Origin of the sequence: Clostridium sp., assembly GCF_022482905.1 — a bacterium.
Lineage (GTDB): Bacteria > Bacillota > Clostridia > Clostridiales > Clostridiaceae > Clostridium_B.
On sequence record NZ_JAKVOI010000001.1, the window covers coordinates 3,023,663 to 3,043,463 of the forward strand.

Annotated in this window: 23 protein-coding genes, 2 tRNA genes and 1 other annotated feature; of the genes, 12 read left to right on the forward strand and 13 right to left on the reverse strand. The window is 30.0% G+C overall.

Features of this window, described 5'->3' with window-relative positions:
• Positions 1-35 precede the first annotated feature (35 nt).
• Positions 36-1,451 carry a hypothetical protein gene (locus LKE46_RS14910; protein ID WP_291724025.1) on the forward strand — a complete coding sequence of 472 codons (1,416 nt, stop codon included), beginning with the start codon at positions 36-38 and terminating at the stop codon, positions 1,449-1,451.
• A gap of 228 nt (positions 1,452-1,679) precedes the next feature.
• On the opposite strand, the gene LKE46_RS14915 is transcribed toward LKE46_RS14910, so the two are convergent.
• The 3 genes from LKE46_RS14915 to LKE46_RS14925 form a co-directional block, all read right to left on the reverse strand.
• A complete protein-coding gene (locus tag LKE46_RS14915; RefSeq protein WP_291724028.1) occupies positions 1,680-1,865 on the reverse strand; it encodes a helix-turn-helix domain-containing protein in 186 nt (61 codons plus the stop codon).
• 302 nt (positions 1,866-2,167) lie between these two features.
• The gene (locus LKE46_RS14920; protein ID WP_291724031.1) at positions 2,168-2,578 is read right to left on the reverse strand and encodes a hypothetical protein; all 411 of its coding nucleotides are present in this window, start codon (positions 2,576-2,578) and stop codon (positions 2,168-2,170) included.
• Positions 2,579-2,821: 243 nt separating this feature from the next.
• Positions 2,822-3,388 carry a hypothetical protein gene (locus LKE46_RS14925; protein ID WP_291724034.1) on the reverse strand — a complete coding sequence of 189 codons (567 nt, stop codon included), beginning with the start codon at positions 3,386-3,388 and terminating at the stop codon, positions 2,822-2,824.
• 154 nt (positions 3,389-3,542) lie between these two features.
• On the opposite strand from LKE46_RS14925, the gene LKE46_RS14930 reads away from it, so the two are divergent.
• Positions 3,543-3,872: a helix-turn-helix domain-containing protein gene (locus LKE46_RS14930; protein WP_291724037.1), complete on the forward strand. Its 330-nt coding sequence runs from the start codon at positions 3,543-3,545 to the stop codon at positions 3,870-3,872.
• A 31-nt stretch (positions 3,873-3,903) separates the two neighbouring features.
• Here LKE46_RS14930 and LKE46_RS14935 read toward each other — a convergent pair whose 3' ends face one another.
• The 4 genes from LKE46_RS14935 to LKE46_RS14950 form a co-directional block, all read right to left on the reverse strand.
• A complete protein-coding gene (locus LKE46_RS14935) occupies positions 3,904-4,095 on the reverse strand; it encodes a hypothetical protein (RefSeq protein ID WP_291724040.1) in 192 nt (63 codons plus the stop codon).
• Between the two features lie 43 nt (positions 4,096-4,138).
• Positions 4,139-4,990: a hypothetical protein gene (locus tag LKE46_RS14940; RefSeq protein ID WP_291724043.1), complete on the reverse strand. Its 852-nt coding sequence runs from the start codon at positions 4,988-4,990 to the stop codon at positions 4,139-4,141.
• Positions 4,991-5,076: 86 nt separating this feature from the next.
• A complete protein-coding gene (locus tag LKE46_RS14945) occupies positions 5,077-6,009 on the reverse strand; it encodes a YqaJ viral recombinase family protein (protein WP_291724045.1) in 933 nt (310 codons plus the stop codon).
• A 42-nt stretch (positions 6,010-6,051) separates the two neighbouring features.
• Positions 6,052-6,987: a DUF932 domain-containing protein gene (locus LKE46_RS14950; protein WP_291724047.1), complete on the reverse strand. Its 936-nt coding sequence runs from the start codon at positions 6,985-6,987 to the stop codon at positions 6,052-6,054.
• Between the two features lie 812 nt (positions 6,988-7,799).
• Here LKE46_RS14950 and LKE46_RS14955 point away from each other — a divergent pair.
• The 4 genes from LKE46_RS14955 (at position 7,800) to LKE46_RS14970 (ending at position 9,854) form a co-directional block, all read left to right on the forward strand.
• Positions 7,800-8,015, forward strand: coding sequence for a TIR domain-containing protein (locus tag LKE46_RS14955; RefSeq protein ID WP_291724050.1), 216 nt, complete (start codon positions 7,800-7,802; stop codon positions 8,013-8,015).
• Positions 8,016-8,645: 630 nt separating this feature from the next.
• Positions 8,646-8,960: a DUF4258 domain-containing protein gene (locus tag LKE46_RS14960; protein WP_291724052.1), complete on the forward strand. Its 315-nt coding sequence runs from the start codon at positions 8,646-8,648 to the stop codon at positions 8,958-8,960.
• Positions 8,961-8,965: 5 nt separating this feature from the next.
• Positions 8,966-9,196 carry a type II toxin-antitoxin system MqsA family antitoxin gene (locus LKE46_RS14965; RefSeq protein WP_291724054.1) on the forward strand — a complete coding sequence of 77 codons (231 nt, stop codon included), beginning with the start codon at positions 8,966-8,968 and terminating at the stop codon, positions 9,194-9,196.
• Positions 9,197-9,653: 457 nt separating this feature from the next.
• Complete coding sequence (locus LKE46_RS14970; protein ID WP_291724059.1) at positions 9,654-9,854, forward strand: hypothetical protein; 201 nt, start codon at positions 9,654-9,656, stop codon at positions 9,852-9,854.
• A 29-nt stretch (positions 9,855-9,883) separates the two neighbouring features.
• Here LKE46_RS14970 and LKE46_RS14975 read toward each other — a convergent pair whose 3' ends face one another.
• Both LKE46_RS14975 and LKE46_RS14980 read right to left on the reverse strand, forming a co-directional pair.
• Entirely contained in the window at positions 9,884-11,257 is a 1,374-nt protein-coding gene (locus LKE46_RS14975) for an MFS transporter (protein WP_291724064.1), read from the reverse strand.
• Between the two features lie 31 nt (positions 11,258-11,288).
• The gene (locus LKE46_RS14980) at positions 11,289-11,858 is read right to left on the reverse strand and encodes a cysteine hydrolase family protein (RefSeq protein WP_291724066.1); all 570 of its coding nucleotides are present in this window, start codon (positions 11,856-11,858) and stop codon (positions 11,289-11,291) included.
• Positions 11,859-11,985: 127 nt separating this feature from the next.
• On the opposite strand from LKE46_RS14980, the gene LKE46_RS14985 reads away from it, so the two are divergent.
• The 4 genes from LKE46_RS14985 to serS all read left to right on the forward strand — a co-directional run bounded on the left by LKE46_RS14985 (position 11,986) and on the right by serS (position 16,852).
• The gene (locus tag LKE46_RS14985; RefSeq protein WP_291724068.1) at positions 11,986-12,588 is read left to right on the forward strand and encodes a TetR/AcrR family transcriptional regulator; all 603 of its coding nucleotides are present in this window, start codon (positions 11,986-11,988) and stop codon (positions 12,586-12,588) included.
• A gap of 116 nt (positions 12,589-12,704) precedes the next feature.
• Positions 12,705-14,171 (forward strand): MBOAT family O-acyltransferase, encoded by a 1,467-nt coding sequence (locus LKE46_RS14990; protein ID WP_363316089.1) that lies wholly within the window; start codon positions 12,705-12,707, stop codon positions 14,169-14,171.
• Positions 14,172-14,182: 11 nt separating this feature from the next.
• Positions 14,183-15,238 carry a hypothetical protein gene (locus LKE46_RS14995; protein ID WP_291724074.1) on the forward strand — a complete coding sequence of 352 codons (1,056 nt, stop codon included), beginning with the start codon at positions 14,183-14,185 and terminating at the stop codon, positions 15,236-15,238.
• An 81-nt stretch (positions 15,239-15,319) separates the two neighbouring features.
• Positions 15,320-15,518, forward strand: a binding site (T-box leader).
• Positions 15,519-15,571: 53 nt separating this feature from the next.
• The gene (gene serS / locus LKE46_RS15000) at positions 15,572-16,852 is read left to right on the forward strand and encodes a serine--tRNA ligase (protein WP_291724076.1); all 1,281 of its coding nucleotides are present in this window, start codon (positions 15,572-15,574) and stop codon (positions 16,850-16,852) included.
• A gap of 305 nt (positions 16,853-17,157) precedes the next feature.
• Here serS and LKE46_RS15005 read toward each other — a convergent pair whose 3' ends face one another.
• The 3 genes from LKE46_RS15005 to LKE46_RS15015 form a co-directional block, all read right to left on the reverse strand.
• The gene (locus tag LKE46_RS15005) at positions 17,158-17,370 is read right to left on the reverse strand and encodes a hypothetical protein (protein ID WP_291724080.1); all 213 of its coding nucleotides are present in this window, start codon (positions 17,368-17,370) and stop codon (positions 17,158-17,160) included.
• 266 nt (positions 17,371-17,636) lie between these two features.
• Positions 17,637-18,065 carry a hypothetical protein gene (locus tag LKE46_RS15010; RefSeq protein ID WP_291724084.1) on the reverse strand — a complete coding sequence of 143 codons (429 nt, stop codon included), beginning with the start codon at positions 18,063-18,065 and terminating at the stop codon, positions 17,637-17,639.
• 48 nt (positions 18,066-18,113) lie between these two features.
• Positions 18,114-18,761 carry a cell wall-binding repeat-containing protein gene (locus tag LKE46_RS15015; RefSeq protein ID WP_291724087.1) on the reverse strand — a complete coding sequence of 216 codons (648 nt, stop codon included), beginning with the start codon at positions 18,759-18,761 and terminating at the stop codon, positions 18,114-18,116.
• A gap of 143 nt (positions 18,762-18,904) precedes the next feature.
• Between LKE46_RS15015 and LKE46_RS15020 the strand changes: the two genes are divergently transcribed.
• Positions 18,905-18,995, forward strand: a tRNA-Ser gene (locus LKE46_RS15020).
• A 21-nt stretch (positions 18,996-19,016) separates the two neighbouring features.
• Positions 19,017-19,107: transfer RNA gene (locus LKE46_RS15025), tRNA-Ser, on the forward strand.
• Positions 19,108-19,235: 128 nt separating this feature from the next.
• Here LKE46_RS15025 and LKE46_RS15030 read toward each other — a convergent pair.
• Positions 19,236-19,727 carry a tyrosine-type recombinase/integrase gene (locus LKE46_RS15030; protein ID WP_291724090.1) on the reverse strand — a complete coding sequence of 164 codons (492 nt, stop codon included), beginning with the start codon at positions 19,725-19,727 and terminating at the stop codon, positions 19,236-19,238.
• Positions 19,728-19,801: the final 74 nt, after the last annotated feature.

Consider the following 19,801-nt stretch of genomic DNA (forward strand, 5'->3'; position numbering starts at 1 on the left):
GGGTTGCTTGACAAAATATAATATTTTTTTTTATAATGAAAGGATATGAAATTATGAAATTGTATGACATGATATTTAGATCTCAAAATGATTTTTCTATAAATGTGCCAAATGAAATAAAAAAAAAAATAGATTATATGAGCTTAGATAAATTAATTAATAAATATAATAGAAAAGAAGAATATTTTATTTTAGATGATATTTGGGAAAAAACTATTAATTTATATAAAGCTCATTTTAAAGAAGAGAATGAGTACTTGAAATTTAATGAATTAATAGATTATCAGAAAGATAAATTGTTTGAAGATGTAAAATTTCATAGTATTTTTATTATATATTTATCTATTGTATACAACAATAAGGATAAAATTTTAATAGAAAAATGTCCTGAGCTTTATTTGAATAATATCGAGCCAAATAGAGATACAAGAACTATATATAGAAATTTTAGTACAAATTGTAAAGACGCATTTGAAATTTATAAAAATAATAAAGAAAATATAGACTCATTATTTGAGTTTAATAAATGTTTTTTTGAAGAAACATCTACATTGAATAAAGGTAAAAAATATGATAAATATGAAACTAATTTAGATCCATATATTTTTTATATAACGTATAAGAATTGGAAGTATTGTCCTTATAATCCTAAATATAAATTTGGAATGAAGTTTACAGATATAATACAGTTTTATAATAAATGGAAAGTATTTATGAAAAAAATCTATGAAAATGAAAATTGTGATTTGCTTATGGACAAACTTATAAAGGCATACTTAATAGAAAGATTTTTTAGTATTTCCTTTTTATTTGAAGTAACCAGGAAAGTACGAGATTATGATAATTATGAATCAATGTGTAATAAATTAATGGATTTATGTCCAATAATAAATTTTCCCATGGTATTTTCTAGGAATAAGTATATAGAAAGGCTTGATTTATTAACAAATAGATATATTAGTGGTTATTATTATCTTTCAACTGAAGCAATTTTAATTTATTTAAGTAAAACAATTATTCCAATCCTCATAAAAATATTTTATAGTTTAATCTCAAGGTATATAAAAATTAAACTGAATTGTAAAAGTGAAAATGATATCATATCTTGTGTTAAGGATTTAATGAAGACATATATTTATAAAAATTTAGATGAATATGATTATCAGCAATTTTATAAATATAAAGGTGATGAAGAGTTTAAAGATACATTTGGTTTGGAGGCATTACAGATTAATATATCCTATGTTGTATACAAATATTGCAATAGTTATTTTAATAAAAGTCTAAATTATATAAATTCTGATATATTTAGAAAAGATATATTGAAAGAAGATACATTAAGGACTAGAATAAATAATAAGGATTTTCCTTTTAATGATATATATTTTACATATAAAAGATATAATAAGGATGGGGGTTTCAGGGGGAAGGGAAAATCGAAAAATCCATAGGATTTTGAGATTTCTTTCCCTTCCCCCTGAAAAAAAAGTAGAGGCTTCGCCTCTACTTAGTTATAAGTTTTATCTATATGTTAGTGTAGTAAAAAAATAAATAATGTATTTTAATCACAAATAATTATGATAAAGTTTAAATTAATTAGTTAACATTTTTTATTATATAGCAGTGTGACAAATTGATTTGTCATGACAAATCAGAAAACGATTTGCAGTAACAAAATGTTACTGCAAATTACTATTTTCTAATATATATTTTTCTACAGCTATTTTAGGTATTTTCCATATGCGCCCTATTCTAAAAGATTTAATTTTACCTGAATTTAGTATTTTGTAAGCTTTATTTTTGCCAATTACTAATATATCACAAAGTTCTTCTACACTTAATAAGTCATCGTATTGGTTAAACATAGTTTTTACCCTCCTTTACAAGTTATATTTATGTTCTTATATAAAAACGATAGATAACTTAATTAAGGGAATATTAATAATTTTAGTTTATATATTATATAATTGATATAGGCATTGTGAATGCATCACAAATGCACTGCAGGTTCATAAAAGTACTTAATTTTTATATGAGTTGTCCTATTTGTATAATATAGTAATTTCTATATTTTAAATACTAATCTTTTTAGCAGCTTTTGCACCTACTAGATAATCAGGATTAGTACGGTTATTTGAAAATTTAATAATAAAATTATTAAATTTTATTATGCATCACTATCTTTTTCTGTTTCATCAGCGTGTTCCAAGAAGAATTCAATTTCTTTTTTATCTTTTAATCCCCCATAAAATAATTTCTTAGATAAAATGGAATACATTGTTTCTACTTTGAATCCGTCTTTATAACAAAACTTTCTTGGTCTATTATCTTCATATAATATAACATTTGAAGATAATTGCATTATCTTCGTTTTGCCTTTCTTACGCTCAAAATATCTTTCTTCATTTTCCAAATTTTGAAATATATTTTGTCTACAATTTATAGATACATAATCAAGATCGTTTTCTATGCCGTAGAAAACTAATGCTGATTTATTGGATAACCAAAAATCATCAGCCTTTATTATATCTTTCTTTATAATATTATCTAGTGCTTTAATTATATCATCTTTGTTCATTTATTATTCTCCTATCTCAATAATTTTAAATTATAATATTTAATTATCTTAATTTTCCGATTAACTTTGCTATAATCCATACTGGAATAATGATCAATCCAAAAAATAATGAGATAACTAATTTCCCGAAGAAGTAATCGCTAAAAGTACCAAAATAGAAAACACCTGCTCTATTTTGTAGAGATGTAAGACAGCAATATGCAATGATTAAGTAGGCTATTACAAACATTCATTTATCTCCTTTTATTTTTTATATTTATAATTAGGCATTCCTTGTAAAGTATCATTAGTAGTATCAATGTCAACTGATATAGATTTATCAGAAGTCTTGTGTGAATACACATTATATAGTGAATCCAATTCCAATTTTATATCGTAAGCTTCTTTTAACGGTTTGTCATTAAGTTTTAAGAAAATAACTTTAAATGTGTTATCTTTGTGAACTTCAAATTGAAGACGAATTTTTGTAGTATATCCATAAAGAGATTCTTCCATATCCGCTTGTACAACATTCTTATTTTCTTGGGATTCGAAGCTTGTCCAAGTACACTTACTAAAATCAGTTTCTAATACTTTGGCTACAGTAACTGATTTATAATTTCCGAGATATCCTGTTTTTACTACATCAACTAAATCATCATTGTCAGAGCCTAAAGAACTTATAGCTGCGATAAATATTATAAAAATAATTGTAACTATACCAAATATTTTTAATTTTGACCTTTTATTTTTTGCGCCACAATAGGGGCAAACTTTTGCTGACTTAGCAATTTCTTTTTTACATGTTTTGCATAATTTCATTTTGGACATAATATCACTCTCCTTAATTCGTGAATTTTTGATGAACAATTTACCATTATATAAATAATATAACAATATACAACTAATAGTCAATATAAATAATACTAATAGCATATTAAACATACTACCAATTACCGCTAAATTATTAGGTGGAGGTATGCATATGGATCATGTTGCTTTAGGAAAAAGAATAAGAGAAGAAAGATTAAAGTTAAGGTTAACTCAAGAAAAACTTGCTGAAGATGTTGACGTGAGCAGTTCCTATATAGGCCAGGTAGAAAGAGGAGAGAGAAGTGTTACACTTGATACATTAATTAGAATTACAAGAAGGTTAAGTGTAACAATTGACTACCTCTTAAAAGATTCAATAGATATGGACAATGATACATATATAGACCAAATTAAACAATTATTACATGGTAGAAATGCAAAGCAGAAGCAAATGGCTTTGGATGTATTAAAAGTTATGTTTTCCAATATGGACAATGAATAAAGTTTTATATCTTAAGCAGAATAAATATATACTATCTCTCATTTTTATCAATGGATCTTATATTATGAACAAATTTTATATCATAAAGCAATTTATTAATGGCATAAGTAATAAATTGGTCTAAAGTTATAGAAAGTTCTATACATATTGTATTAATTTCCAGCAGTAATTCTGTATTTGTAATGTCTACTTTTATATTTACACTTGAATTTAAATTCTTCACATGAAACGCCTCCCAAATTTATTTTTTATTAAAAATAATCTTACTAAATTGCAGTATAAATTTTTAAGTACTTAATAAAATCATTTGACTGTATTGATGAGAGGTTCTTACCTTCTGAAATTTTATAACGTTTTTTCATAAGTTCTTTTACTTTATTAATTGGTATATTATTTTGTTTTATAATTGATATAAGTGTATATTGCTGATCCTTATTCATATATTTTTTTACATGAGATGAATTAGAATTTATTGTGTTGGAAGATTTATGTTCAGTATAAGGCTTTTTATTTTTAGCATCATTACCAGATGGAAAGTATGAATCTTCAATATCCTGAGTAAATAGTCCGCTTGAACGGGTAGCGGAAAGCACAGCATCAATGAAAGCTCTTTTCTTAGCCATTTTTAATATAGTATTTATAATGCTGTAACCATCTTGTGTTTTATATTTGCGTTCTCTGTTATTGCAGCTTCCTATTCCTTCAGCTTCAATTAAACCAGTTTTTTTATTAATAAGAGTAGTCTTTATTTCATAATGAAATAAAGATTTTTCCCAATTTTCAACTCGATTTATAACCTCAATCTTTTTTGAGAAACCAAAAATATCACAAAGTTTTTCAGCACCGGATTTGAATAGGGATGGTTTGGTACAGTTTGGTATAAAGCCATAATCTATATTTACAATCATCATTTCCTTAACAAAGTTCTGAAGCATTAATATTCTGTTTTTAGCTTCATTAAGTGATATAGCAAGGTCAGGTACAATAGAAATATTTTTATCACTTTCAGAATTATTAAGTAAAATTATATTATTGGAATTTTCTTTAGGTAGCTTATTGTTATCATTAGATTCAATTAAATTTATTTTCTTAGCTAATTTACCTTTAAGATCTGCCATCTTGTATATCTCCTTTTATTAGAATTTTTAAATAAAAAAATTCTGATTGTAAGATTTGAAACTTATAATCAGAATTTTCATGATACTTATTTTACAGTAAATCGTCTGAATGTGGATTTAGTAATGTATTTTTTATAAATTTCAGGTTCTGCATCTTTCAATTTTTTTGAGTCAAGTTTTTCAGAGAATATAGTTTTCCATGTAATAAGTCTATCTTCTATTACAGCAGTCTCGTTTTTGCCAATTAAAGATTTTAATTTATTTATTACAGTATTTTTTATCTGGCAAATTTCTTTCTCCTTTTCTTTATAAATGTCATATTGGTTTAACAAATCCAAAGATTCATTTGGAAGTGTTATTTTGCTTTTTTCATGACAATTGGGGTACAGTCTGTTTAGAAGTTCTGTAGAGGCTTTTGAACCATCAATTTCAAGAGGAACATTATCAATTACATGATTCCAGAAATTATTTTCTAGCTTTGTTATCATATTTATTAACTCATCATCTCTTTTTATAAATTTAAATTTAAAATGATTGCCTCCGATTAAAACTGCAATGTAGGCAGCTTTAAAACCTGTAACGGCCATATAGTGCTGAATTTGAAGCATGTATTCTTCTGGTATACTATTTTCCCATTGATTTTGTTTAAAGGCAGAAGCTGTTTTTGCTTCAAATATACAATTGCCGTAGTTATCATCATAAGTAATACCATCTACATTGGCAATCATAAAGTTGTACTTTTCATGTTTTAATATGGAATTGACAATATCTATTTTGAGATTAGTTCTGTCTGTAAATTCTTCACGTATTATAGGCTCCATTTTTGTGCCCCAATAGGCCGCTTCACCACTTTCAGCTGGTTTAATTTGTCCTGTTTTCTCCATCCAGAGTTCAACGGGGGATTTGTATTTATTTATACCACAGAGGGCGGCTACATCACTACCGCCGATACCTTTATTTCTAAAATTCAACCAATCTTTTTTTGAAATATTTTTAGTACTTATAAATAGTTCAGCCATAGTAAAAACCTCTTTTCTTATATAAATGAAATAGAACGCACCCTATATAACCTCTTTTATAAGTTCATATGCTTTATCTATTATAGGATTACCATCAATAGTTTTGTAAAATAAATTTCCTCTATAGTTCTTAGTTTTACGTAAAGGTTCAATATGAGTGGCAAAGTCGGATACGGCATTTATGAATCTCCATGGTGTTTTAGGTAAATCTATGAGATCAGGAGCGTCAAAATATCGCAGTTTCATATCATCTCTTAGCATATTTATATTTTTCTCCTGATTTTTACTTACAGCATCAGGTAAAGGTAAAAGTTCTTTTATAAATTCCAATGCCTTTTTATCACTTATGGTTTTCCTGCTTAGATAATGAGCTTCATAATCAAGATTTTTCATATAATTTTTTGCAAGAAATAGAGTCTTTACGGCTTCATTAAGTTTAGCATTAATGTCTCCTGTATGAATGACTGACCAAATTCTTTTGGCATTTGAAAGAGCTAGATTTAAAGTATTATTACATACAACTCTTATAGGGGTCATAGCAACTTTGATGGCACCAGTACCATCATGACAATTCGAGAATACTATATAAGGCATTATGTCATCATCAAGTATCTTATATTTGTCTGGCAAGATGGCAAGCAGCCACACCTTTCTGCCATTTTGTAAACTACCTGCCGTTTCATATTTGCAGCCTTCACCAATTAAACTGTCTGTGAAAGAAAAGGCTTCTTTATTCTGTACTATTTTGTATCTATTAGTTACAACGCCAAGTATTGAATTGTCACTTTCTCTAATATTAGCTTTATAATTGGGAATAGGTATATTGTCAATTGTACAAATAGGTTCTTGAATGACATTCCAATTAAGACCTGACAATTCAAGGGCCTTTTTTGATGATAGAGATTCATCTACCTTTGTTCCTAGCCCATGCCAAGGTGTCTGTCTTACATAAAACATAGTTTCTACGTCTGCTGACATAATAATCAACTTCCTTTCAAATATATTTATTAATTTTTATAAGTTATATAAGTATTCAAAGTTATAATATATATCTAAAATTTTTGAATAAGTCATTTGAATAAGTCTTATGTAAATTATTCTGGATTTATTAAAAATTTTGATATAATATGGAAATAGTAGTGATATTATATATAGATATTAATGATTAAAAATTATTTTTATTGGTGCTTAAATTTTTAATGTAATAATATAAAATGAAGTAATTAATTTTAGGGGTATTTTTATGAGTAATAATATTGATAAATTTAATTATTATATAGGCGAACTTAGAGGAAATGCAATATTATATTGATAACAATAAATATATATATTCTGACATAGTAGAAGATTGGGTAAGAAGATTAAATCAACTTATTTGGAAATATTCTTTGTTAATTAATATAAAATTAGACAAGTTCTATTTAAATTCATATGATTATTCTGATAGTAAAAAAACAATAAGAATGTCTTCAATTGAAAGGTTAAAAATTTTTATTAGAAAAATCATTAATTTAGTTATAGAACAAAAGGATTTTGAATTAAGCAAAATTGCTAATAAAGAAATACCCGTATATTAGATGAGAAAATGTTTAAAAGTAGGATCAAAAGGATGCCCGTTAAATCCAAATTTAGATAGTAGAGAAGTATTTATTGGAATGCCTTTCGATGATAAATACTTTGATAGCTATTAGTGGGGAATAAAAATTGTTTTAGAAAATTTAGGATTTAATATATATAAAGCAAATAAAGAAATTGAAAATAGAGATATAATGTGTAAAATATGCAATGAGATGCAGTCAAGTAAATATCTAATATTTAATATATCGGGAATGAATCCAAATGTTATGCTAGAATTAGGATTATCATATGGACTTGGTAAAGAAACAATAATAATTAGAGATAAGGAAACAAAAACAGTTTCAGATATAGCAGGTATTGAATATATAGAATATAATCATGCTTTTGATTTACAGAAAAAATTAGGTGAATATTTTGAAGAAAAATAAACAAACAAGAGGTGTATGGTTAGGATATATGGATAAACAAGATCTTGAAAAAGAGTGTAATGATTAATTTAATAATAATTTTTTATTTGATAATATTGTTTCATTTACAGAAGATGAATTAGAAAAATATATAAATGAGTTAGAGTTATCATTAATATATGAATTAGGACAATCTGTAGAATATTATATCTTGGTAAAGCAATACTATAATAAATCAATTACTAGAAAAAAAAGATTATCACTGATAAATTTGGTTAAAGAGAATTTTGTTAATAAATAGTTTAGGATGTATGTTTATATAAACTGGGATCATGATATAATATTAATAAAGGATACAGTGAGTATATAGTGAATGATAGATTTGTCATTAAATATAACACTGTAGTTTCAATATATAATCAAAGTGTTCAAGAATATGAAAAACAAATAAATGTATTGCCATTTTTGACGAATGTGGAGAGAAAAGGAATGAACGTACATTTTATAATTATGAAAGTAAAGAATGATTTGTAAACTTTAAAGAAGCTATTAAAAAATAAATTATAAGTATAATAATTTATTTAATCATAACTTTATTAATGAAAAGCAGTAACAGAAGAGAATATTATTTACTTAAGAGGAGAAATTATATTGGACCTTAATATATATAACATAAGACAACTTTTAAAATCTAATAAAGTACAATGGCGTGGTCATATACTTATCCGAATGCACCAAAGAAAAATAAAGATAAAAGATGTTATTGATTGTGTGATGAGTGGTGAAATAATAGAGTATTATGAAAGTGACTATCCATTTCCAAGCTGCTTAATATTGGGATTTAATGATAAAAAGAAAGGAATTCATGTAGTATGTGCCGTTGGCCAAGGATATGTTTGGATGATAACAACGTATTATCCAGATAGTGGTGAATGGTATGAAGATTTAAGAACAAGGAGGAGGTAATTTATATGAATTGCATTTTATGTAAGTCTAAATTAACTCGCGGCAAAGTTAATCATATTGTAGACTTAAATGGACATATTATTATAATTAAAGATGTTCCAGCAAATGTTTGTAAACAATGTGGTGAGTATTTCATTGAAAATGATGTAGCATTAAAGTTAGAAAAAATAATTGAAGAAGTTGTAAAAAATAAAGCTGAAATATTTGTTGTAAATTATTCAGAAATGGCAGCTTAATACACCTATTTATACACCTAATACGATTTATAATAATGTGATTTAATAATACTAGATATAATCTAAATAGGTATAATACTGAGGTAATATAACGAAATATAATTATAGATAATGCAATAAAACCTACCTTACCGGATTCGTAATCAAGAGGTCGCAGGTTCGACTCCTCTTGGGAGCACCAGTTATAGATATATGAATGGTTTATAAGCATTTCATAATATTGGAATGTAAAAATCACTCACTTGTTTACTATGAAAAATTTGGTAAATAGGTGAGCGATTTCTTTGTCAGAAAAGAAAAAATTGAATTAAACAAATGTTATTTAAAAAGGGGAGATAGATGGATGACTTATGCAACAAAAACAAGAACTGTCCTAAGTTTGTAAGATTACAAGCGGAGAATGTTGATTAAGTTTTGAAAAACAGAAAAAAAAAAAGGCCCTCGAAAGGGCAAATAAATGAATTTTACGTTAATAATTACGTCAACAAATGGTATGACATCATACTATCAAAAAATGAGGAATATGTCAAATAAGGATATAAAAATGCTTGTAGCAAAAGTAACAAGGTTAAAACAAGAATCCAAAAAAGATGAAATTCTTATGAAGTCAGAAGTACCAGTTCAATATAGAGCTGAAAAGCCCAACTATTTATTGTAGATTTTTTACGGTAAATAGCTGGGCTTTTTTTAATACAGTGCAGTTTTTTTAATTGTTCGATCAGAAATTGTTATTAGCAATGCTATTCCACTTACAATGATCATGATGACTGCAATGAGGTGGAGTCCGGAATCCGCAACTTTTGTATGAAATACTATACCTACTAAAGCTGAGGAGGCAATAGAGCCTATATATCCAAAAGTACGAAGAAGACCTGAAGCTGTGGCAATCTGCTCTGCAGTGACCTGAGTGTATAGAGCAATTGAGCTGCTGCTGGTCATTGTTCCCATAGTTATACCAAATATAAGGGTAATGATCATAATATAAATTATTGGTGTATCTGAATTTAAAAACAGAATACCAAAAGAAGCTGTAATTGAAGATACTGCAGATAAAATTAACGGGCCGCGTATAAGATTTCGTCTTGAAACAGGTGAAATCACTATTGCTGAAAGTATGCTCATAGGCAGCAGTAGCAATCCAGCTTCTGAAGAACTAATTCCATGATCGGCTTCAAGCCATTCGGTGAAACCATATAGCACTGTATAGATACATAGAGTAAGCAATGCAAGACGTATATAAGTACGAGTAAGTGCAGGATTTTTGCTAAGCATGCGTATATCAATAAATGGATGCTCTACTTTAAGCTCCCACAAAATTAAGCTTATGCTGCATATGATGACTATACCCAGTGCAATTAAATTCACTTTTGGTATAGAAAATAAAAACACAAGAAGAGAGATCATGGTTACTGCAAATGCAATAATACCAATACAGTCAATTCGTGATAATATTTTGATTGCATTTTTTTCGGCCTTTATTGGTGTATCCTTTGGTATACATAATACAGCCATTAAAAACGCAATAAATGTGACAGGAATATTGATGAAAAATGTTGAACGCCATCCAAATACCCCTACTAATACTCCACCTATTGGAAGCCCCACAACACTTGATGCTATTCCGGCAATTTGAAGTGCACCAAGTACGTTGCCGGGAGGTTCAGACAATTCAGCTTCATCAGCTCGACGTCGGATTAGCAGCATTGCAGATGGATAAGCAGTGGAAGTTCCTATACCTATGAAAACTCGTGCTGCAATCAACATGGTTAAGCTTTTGCCAAATCCACCAATTATTCCGCCCAATAGTACTAAAAAAATTCCAGTTAGGAATATGTGCTTTGGTCCGAATTCCTCTGACAATTTGCCTGAAGTAGGTTGAACTATTGAGCTTGCAAGGTAAAGTGCTGAAACTAGTATTGTGGTTTTAGCAGCAGATACATGCATGAATAAAGCAATCGGTACTAGTGCAGTTGCAAGCAGTGAACTATTTATCGGATTAAGTGTAGATCCCATATAAAGAGGGGCTACAAATCTCAATGGGAATGGATTTTTACCTTGCATTATTAATTAACTCCTTTCATTTTTGCAGTTTTTAATTGAGAGTACTTGTCCAGGAATCAACAGTAAGCACATCTGACTGTCTAGGAAATATTTTTTCCATGAGAATACGATGAACCTCGTTATCTGAATCAATGCATGCATCTGAAAGTACCTTGAGTTTATAGTCTTTATCTGAAGCTTCCCTCAATGTCGATAAAATAACACCGCTTGTAGCAGCTCCGCTTAAGACTAAAGTGTCAATCTGTTGTGAACGCAGTATGATTTCAAGATTACTCCCGGTAAAGGCACTGACTCTGAATTTTGTAACTATTGGTTCATTTGGCTTAGGTTTTAAAGATTCATGAATTTGTGCCGCGATATCATATACCGTCATTCTGCTGGATTCAGAAATTATTGAGAACGACTTGTTTTGAAAATTGATTTCCGGATATCCTTGACTGAATGCAACTCTCACGAAAATAATTGGAACAAGATGTCTTCGTGCGGCTTCGACAGCTTTTTGGAATGGAAGCACCACCTTCTCATCTTGTAAGAAACGTGATATTATACCATTTTGCATATCCATAACCAATAGTGCTTCTTTACTTTTATGATTTTGCATTGATTTTACAACTCCTTCTTTTTATGTTAGAATAAACGGAGAGCTCCCCAGTTATATATTAGTATAAGCGGAGACATCTCCATTTGTCAAGGGGATTTTATAATTAATTTTAGGAAGTGATGGTAAAATGAATTCTAAATCAACCAAATTTAAATTTTATTCCGAACGTCGTGATGCAGCCGAGAATCGCCAGCGAATATTGAATGCAGCTGTAAAATTATTTGAAGAATATGGTGTAGAACAAGTTAGCATGAATCAAATTGCCAATGAAGCAGGGGTTGGTTCCGGAACACTTTATCGACGCTATAGAAATAAAGGTGAATTGTGTCTTGATTTAATTAAAGACAATGCTGATTTACTTTTTGACGGCATTCAGGAATATCTGGATCAAAATCACTCTGATCCTCCAAATCAGCGGTTAAAAGAGGTGCTCAGATTATTTATCTGTTTTAGGGAGAAAAAAGCTCAATTGCTTACAGGAGTCGAGGCAGCGCCGTCAAATAATTCACTTAAATCAAAAATGACCAATCCTCTGTTTGATGAATTGCATCAAATATTAGTAAAATTATTTGATGCAATGAATGAGAATGATCATACGCATTTTGACAGTATATTTAGGGCAGACATGTTATTAATGGCTTTAAGCAGAGATTACTATTCATTTCAAAGAGATGTACGTCATTATACACCTGAGATGATTCTGAAACAGCTTTGTGAAATATTTATATAATTTCAGCTAATGGTATTTTAAGGGCATTGTCACTAACTTGACATATAGATGGGATAATATATAATTGCATGTATTACTAAATTACTTTTGTAAAATAACCAAGGAGATGCTGTAATTTGTATTTTAACTCAATACAATTTTTGATTTTTTTCCCTATTGTAACTATTATTTATTTTATTATACCGCATAGGATACGATGGATATGGCTTCTTATAGCAAGCTATTATTTTTATATGAGTTATAATCCTAAATATGTGGTTCTGATTGGTATATCTACAATAATTACATATGTGGGTGGGTTGTTAATAGAAAAAGCAAATGACATAAAGACAAGAAAGACATTGGTTTTTTTGAGTGTATCAAGTAATGTAGGTATTTTGGCGCTGTTTAAATATTATAATTTTTTTATTACAGCTACTGAAAGATTTTTTTCACATTTTAATATCATTATGGATGTACCGGAATTTGATTTTCTGCTTCCACTGGGGATTTCGTTTTATACATTTCAGGCTTTAAGTTATATAATTGATGTTTATAGAAAAGATGTCAAGGCAGAAAAAAATTTAGGAAAGTATGCATTGTTTGTATCATTTTTCCCCCAGCTATTATCGGGACCGATTCAAAAGTCAAAGAATTTTATACACCAAATTGATGAAAAGCATTATTTTGATTATAATAGAGTGAAAAATGGATTGCTTTTAATGCTGTGGGGATACTTTCAGAAAACTATAGTTGCGGATAGAATAGGTCAAGTAGTAAATACAGTATATAATAATCCAGGAAATTATAAAGGATTTCAAATAATAATAGCTACGATATTTTTTGCATTTCAACTCTATTGTGATTTTTCGTCATATTCCAATATAGCGATAGGTGCGGCAGAAGTTATGGGATTCAAATTATCAAAAAACTTTGAAAGACCATATTTTTCAAAATCAATAAAGGAATTCTGGAAGCGCTGGCATATGTCACTTACAGGCTGGTTTATGGACTATTTGTATTTCCCATTGGGAGGAAGCAGGTGTAGTAAACTAAGAACTTACTTTAATGTTATGGTTGTGTTTTTGGTAAGTGGTCTATGGCATGGTGCAGGTTTTACTTTTATAATTTGGGGATTCTTGCATGGCATGTATTATATTATTGGAAAAGTGCTTAATCCTGTAAAGAAAAAGCTGATCCATAAATTCAATATAAAAGTATATACTTTTACATATAAATTGACTCAAGTACTGATTAATTTTGTGTTGATTGATTTTGCATGGCTATTTTTTAGGGCAAATTCTTTTGAAAGTTCTATAATACTAATTAAAAATATGGCATATTTTAATCCATCGATATTTACAGATGGTTCATTATACAAACTTGGTTTGGATTCACCTAATTTTTTAATTGGAATATTGGGATTGATTGTAGTTTTAATAGTTGATTTAATGCAGAGAAAAGAAGATGTGAGAGATGAATTATTAAAAAAGAATGTTGTATTGAGGTGGTCTTTATATGTGACTTCAATAATAGTTATATTGATATTCGGTATATATGGAGATGGATATAATGTTCAAGAATTTATATATTCTAATTTCTAGGAGGCATATTTGTGATTAAAAAGGCAATTGTAAAAGCTCTGCTTCTATTTACTTTTTTAATGGTTATAATTAATCTTATTACTCCAATATTTATATTGAAAACAAATCATAGAGGTAAATTAATTGAAGGTTTATATAACCATACTGGAAATGAATATGATGTTGTCTTAATGGGAGGAAGCCATATGAATAGTGGCATAGATCCAAATGTATTATGGCATGACTATGGAATAACAAGTTTTAATTATGCTACAGGTGGTCAATCAATAGATATAACTTATTATATTTTAAAAGAAGTTTTAAAAAATCATAAAAATCCTATTGTAGTGGTTGATGCTTATTACTTGACAAGAATAGCAGAATATGGTGACAAAGGATATATAAGTAATGCCATTGACAATATGAAATTTTCTTTGAATAAATTAGATACAATTAAAAATTGTGTACCACCCAAAGATATAGTAAGCTATTTATTTCCGCTCTTAAAATATCATTATAGATGGAATGAATTAATATATAGGGATTTCAATTATAATAGTGCTGAGGAATATTATGCAAAAGGATTTGCTGCTGGAACTAAAAAATATGGAAAGGACAGTTCAACTTATAATCAAACTTCAAATACAATTTCTGGGACAGTAGATCTTGCACCTAAAGCATCACTTTATTTAGATAAGATAATAGACTTATGTAAAAAGAATAATTTGAAATTGATTTTAGTAAATACGCCCTGTGATTATAATGCGGATTCTAAATCAGATGCGTGGTCTAAGCAAAAAGCCAAATTGTTTAATAAAGTTGCAGAAGTTGCAAAGAAAAATCATGTTCAATTTATAAATTATAATGATAAAATGGATGAAATAGGATTTGATTTCAAAAATGAAATGTACAATTCAGGTCATTTAAATATTAGCGGTTCTACTAAGGTAAGTAAAGATTTTGGAAATTTTCTAAAAGAAAATTATAAACTGGAGGATCATCGCAGTGATAGCAGATATTCTCAGTGGAATACAGACTATAAGCGTTCACAAACGGCAAAATACATGTCAGATGAAATAAAGCAATAGAGAAGTAATTAATTTATTTAAATCAAAAAAAGGTTTTTATTGACATAAAAATTTATTTCATATATAATTAAGGCAAAAATTAATTGGCCTATGAAGAGTTCAGTAATAATACTACAAATTCAAGAGAATCAGTATTTTGGTGGAAACTGGTATTGTAATATTATGAATCCAGCTTGGAGGTAGCTGTCAAATTCAGTTCGGTATAACCGTTATATTTTAAAGAGAGTCAGATATTAGTCTGATTAATTAGGGTGGCAACGCGGAGATTTTCGTCCCTTTGGAGGGATAGAAGCTCCTTTTTTGTGTTTATAAAGTTAAGGAGGACTGTATAATATGTTGGATTTAAAGAGAATAAGAAATAATCCAGAAGAAATAAAAAAGCTTTTATCAAATAGAGGAGAGGATTTTGATCTATCTGATATAGATGAAGTTGTATCATTGGATCAAAATAGAAGAAATATCTTAGTTGAAGTTGAAGAATTGAAAAAAAATAGAAACGAAGCTTCAGCCAATATAGCCAAGATGAAAAAAAAAGGTGAAAATGCAGATAATCTTTTATCTGAAATGAAAAGGCTGTCTGAAAAAATAAAGGAATATGATGTGAGTCTTTCAAAAATTGAGGATAAAATACAGCATATAATGCTGAGAATACCTAATATACCTAATCCTCAAGTTCCAGAAGGAAAATCTGATGAAGATAATGTGGAAATAAGGCGATGGTCTGAACCAACTCAATTTGGTTTTGAACCTAAAGCGCATTGGGATATAGGTGTGGATTTGAATATATTGGATTTTGAAAGAGCCGGAAAAGTTTCAGGTTCAAGATTCACTTTTTATAGAGGATTGGGAGCAAGGCTTGAAAGGGCTGTTATAAGTTATTTTTTGGATGTTCATACTGTAGAGCATGGTTATGAAGAAATATTACCTCCATACATGGTTAATAGAACAAGTATGACAGGTACAGGTCAGCTTCCAAAATTTGAGGAAGATGCTTTTAGAATTGCAAACAATGACTATTTTCTAATACCTACGGCAGAAGTTCCAGTAACAAATTTATATAGAAATGAAATTTTAAAAGGTGAAGATTTACCTATAAAGCATGTGGCCTATAGTGCATGTTTTAGATCAGAAGCAGGTTCTGCAGGAAGAGATACCAGAGGACTTGTAAGACAGCATCAATTCAATAAAGTTGAGCTTGTTAAGTTCGCAAAACCGGAACAATCCTATGAGGAACTTGAAAAGTTAACAAGGGATGCTGAAGATGTACTTCAGGGATTGAAATTGCCATACAGAGTAGTAAGAATATGTAAAGGTGATCTTGGTTTTACAGCTGCACTTAAATATGATATAGAAGTTTGGATGCCAAGTTATAATAGATATGTAGAAATATCCAGTTGCAGCAATTTTGAAGATTTTCAGGCGAGACGTGCAAATATAAAATATAAGGAAACTCCAAAAGATAAACCAAAATATATTCATACCTTAAATGGTTCGGGAGTAGCTATAGGAAGAACCGTTGCAGCTATACTTGAAAATTATCAGAAACAGGATGGAACTGTTGAGATACCAGAAGTACTTAAGCCTTATATGGCAGGAAAAGAAATAATAAAATAAATTAATGAAAGTCCATTAAAGAGTAATACTTTTTTGGACTTTTTTTAAATTTGGATTTTAATTATCAGAAAACTACAGAAGAAGGTGATGGCAAATATAATACCGGGTACTCACCACTTCAATGGAACGGTGGTATTACGTAGTCCCTGCCTTATCTTACCTTCATTACTCCAGCCTGGCTTTTTAGTCTTGTAAAACGTCAAGGATGTCTGGTTTGGAGTGAATATTATATTACTGGAGTCAGGCTGTTCTGGCTCAAGTGGCGGTGTGCCTGGTGGAATACATTGGAAATTGCTGCCGATACTTTAATTTTGAATGATGTTGATTGTACTATACCTGGTGGTGTCACATATTGCTGTAAGCAAGAGTTTGGTGTTCCTCTTACTTCTGGTGCTTCTGGCAATGCACAGTAGTGTATATCCTGGCTTAGAAGCTCCGTTTGCAGGGTCTGATACCGTTATTTCCTTAACATATCCAATCTTAGCATCAGCTTCTGTTATATCAACAGTGGATTGCACACGTGAAAAGTAATCCACTCCAGCGTATGGTCCTGATGTTTTGTTAACCACTTTCATGGATTTAGGGTCTAATACGTGGTGGCCTGCTATTATAGTTACCTGATCAATTGGATTTGTAGGTTCGCTGTACTAAAAATAAACAGCCTTGCTCTCATTGCCAATTGTAACACTTACTGACTTATCTGCCCCTCTAATACTTTCATTCTCCTCGAATGTGTATCCTTGGTACACTTGATTAGTATTAGATGGTGAAGGTGCATTGACTGTCAATTTCTGTCCTGCCGATACCACCTGCGGTTCGTTGTGCCATCTTTATGAATAGTGCCAGCATAAACAATCAGAGTTAGGTTTGCGCTGGCTTTTGTATAATACATCATAGCTCTTACTGGGTTATAGACTGTGTTAGCTGAGGTTACTGTCACACTTAAAGATTCTGGTTGCCCTTTATTTGTACCGTCTACAGTAACATGTTCAATGATGTATCCGTCTATGCCTGGTACTGGTATATTGTAGTTGGCGGTGGTACCAACGTTTAAGTTAACAGGAATAGTCTTAAATTGGTATATATCTGTATCTTGGTTGTCTACATCTACACACCTGTAAACTATATATCCATATCCATATTCGCCTACAGCACTTACATTATCTAAAAATCCAGTCCCTACGAGCAGGACAACCAAGCTTAATATCCACAATCTTTCTTTGCTGACTTCATCTAAACCTGTTTACCGCATTGTCTAGAACTACTGCGGTACCTCCGAGCTTATAGACACCTTTTCCTGCACCTGTCTCTCTATATATGGATAAATAAGGACTCTCTCTGCTTCACTGGCAGTTTCTTTGTCTGCCATAATACCACCACTATATGGTATATTGAATGTATAGGTTTTTCTCATGTCTGTTCCAGTAAAAAGAATTGGTGCCTGTAGTTTTCCTGCTAGGGCTGCTCCGCCGAGGGCATCTGGGAAGTTTTGTCCGTTGGCTACTATGAAGGTCGATGTATCAATTATATTTGTAAAAGTTTTATTTATAACCAAGTTGCTCAAATACTTATCATGGTCTATATCACTGCTCTTACCGCCTGATTCAGACCTTGGCAATTTCTCATACAAACTATAGTTTATGTTTCCTGCCACGTATGTCGAATATCTATTGTCGCTAAGGTCTTTTGGCACATACTTATTAAGGTATTCCTGCAATCCTGGTGTATTAGATATTTTGGTTACATCTGACTTGACTAGAACTATTGGTGCGTCAAATCCACATGATACCGGTGCTAGGGAAAGGACATCTGTGTAACTTGGGTTGCTACCAGTGTAGGCTTCTACTTTCTCCGGTGTGGTTGTTGTATAATTATATCCTAGAATTGTTCCACAAACTGCTATATACATAATCGTCTACGGAGGAGGTAATCTTTATATTGCCTGACTTCAGAAGTTTAGATTTTTTTCTTGACAGTTTAATGTTTCTATATTATAATAATTCCTGTTGTGGCTGTTACAGTTGAAGTAGTCGGATTGTGTAAAACAAATGTGGAAAGATGGTCGAGTTGGTTTAAGGCACCGGTCTTGAAAACCGGCGTACGGGTGACCGTACCAAGGGTTCGAATCCCTTTCTTTCCGCCATTTAATTTATTTGTAGGACATGGAGAAATACTCAAGTGGCTGAAGAGGCGCCCCTGCTAAGGGCGTAGGTCGGGTGACCGGCGCGAGGGTTCAAATCCCTCTTTCTCCGCCATAGGTTTTATTAAGATTTATTAAGCTTCAAGAATGGCATAAAATCAATGGCTTAAGGAAATAACGTTTCATTAGGATTTATTAAAATGTAGTACAAATGTAGTAAAAACTGTAGTAAAATAAATGTAGTCAATCAAGGAAGTTATCCAGTAAACTGGTTGCTTCTTTTTTTCGTTCTTCAGATACATGAACATAAGTTTTTCGCGTAGTATCTATGTCTATATGTCCAAGTAAGGCTTGAATTACATTTAAGTCACCATTTTGTTCATAGAGCCTAGTTGCATATGTATGTCTTAAACTATGGAAAGTCAAATCACTAGATATATTTAATTCTTTATATATTTTTTTTACTGCTCTGAGAGGAGTCTTGTCATTTAAAAAATCTCCACCCTTATTGCAAAATACTAGATCCATTTTTTTATATTTTTTAGGATTTTTAACTTTCTCTTTTAAAAATTCTTTATATTTGAACTTTAATAAACTAAACAATTTTTTAGGAATTGGTACAGATCGCACTTCATCATTTTTGGTATCTGCAAGAGTTTTTACATAACCGGTAACTTCGTTATTTTCGTTATATATAGCTTGTTTACTATAAGTTGCAGGATATAAATTCATCATAGAGAGCAGGGAGTTCTGGATGGAGAGAATATCCAATGAACAGGTCATAGCACTAATATACAGCTGCTTAAGAA

Coding starts and splice junctions, on each gene's coding strand:
- LKE46_RS15015 (WP_291724087.1), bottom strand. CDS start 18,761: ATGTATATAGCAGTTTGTGGAACAATTCTAGGATATAATTATACAACA.
- LKE46_RS14950 (WP_291724047.1), bottom strand. CDS start 6,987: ATGTCAGCAGACGTAGAAACTATGTTTTATGTAAGACAGACACCTTGG.
- LKE46_RS14920 (WP_291724031.1), bottom strand. CDS start 2,578: ATGAACAAAGATGATATAATTAAAGCACTAGATAATATTATAAAGAAA.
- LKE46_RS14910 (WP_291724025.1), top strand. CDS start 36: ATGAAAGGATATGAAATTATGAAATTGTATGACATGATATTTAGATCT.
- LKE46_RS14945 (WP_291724045.1), bottom strand. CDS start 6,009: ATGGCTGAACTATTTATAAGTACTAAAAATATTTCAAAAAAAGATTGG.
- LKE46_RS14955 (WP_291724050.1), top strand. CDS start 7,800: ATGCAGTCAAGTAAATATCTAATATTTAATATATCGGGAATGAATCCA.
- LKE46_RS15030 (WP_291724090.1), bottom strand. CDS start 19,727: ATGATGAATTTATATCCTGCAACTTATAGTAAACAAGCTATATATAAC.
- LKE46_RS14915 (WP_291724028.1), bottom strand. CDS start 1,865: ATGTTTAACCAATACGATGACTTATTAAGTGTAGAAGAACTTTGTGAT.
- LKE46_RS14930 (WP_291724037.1), top strand. CDS start 3,543: ATGGATCATGTTGCTTTAGGAAAAAGAATAAGAGAAGAAAGATTAAAG.
- LKE46_RS14985 (WP_291724068.1), top strand. CDS start 11,986: ATGAATTCTAAATCAACCAAATTTAAATTTTATTCCGAACGTCGTGAT.
- LKE46_RS14970 (WP_291724059.1), top strand. CDS start 9,654: ATGAATTTTACGTTAATAATTACGTCAACAAATGGTATGACATCATAC.
- LKE46_RS14965 (WP_291724054.1), top strand. CDS start 8,966: ATGAATTGCATTTTATGTAAGTCTAAATTAACTCGCGGCAAAGTTAAT.
- LKE46_RS14975 (WP_291724064.1), bottom strand. CDS start 11,257: ATGCAAGGTAAAAATCCATTCCCATTGAGATTTGTAGCCCCTCTTTAT.
- LKE46_RS14980 (WP_291724066.1), bottom strand. CDS start 11,858: ATGCAAAATCATAAAAGTAAAGAAGCACTATTGGTTATGGATATGCAA.
- serS (WP_291724076.1), top strand. CDS start 15,572: ATGTTGGATTTAAAGAGAATAAGAAATAATCCAGAAGAAATAAAAAAG.
- LKE46_RS14925 (WP_291724034.1), bottom strand. CDS start 3,388: ATGTCCAAAATGAAATTATGCAAAACATGTAAAAAAGAAATTGCTAAG.
- LKE46_RS14940 (WP_291724043.1), bottom strand. CDS start 4,990: ATGGCAGATCTTAAAGGTAAATTAGCTAAGAAAATAAATTTAATTGAA.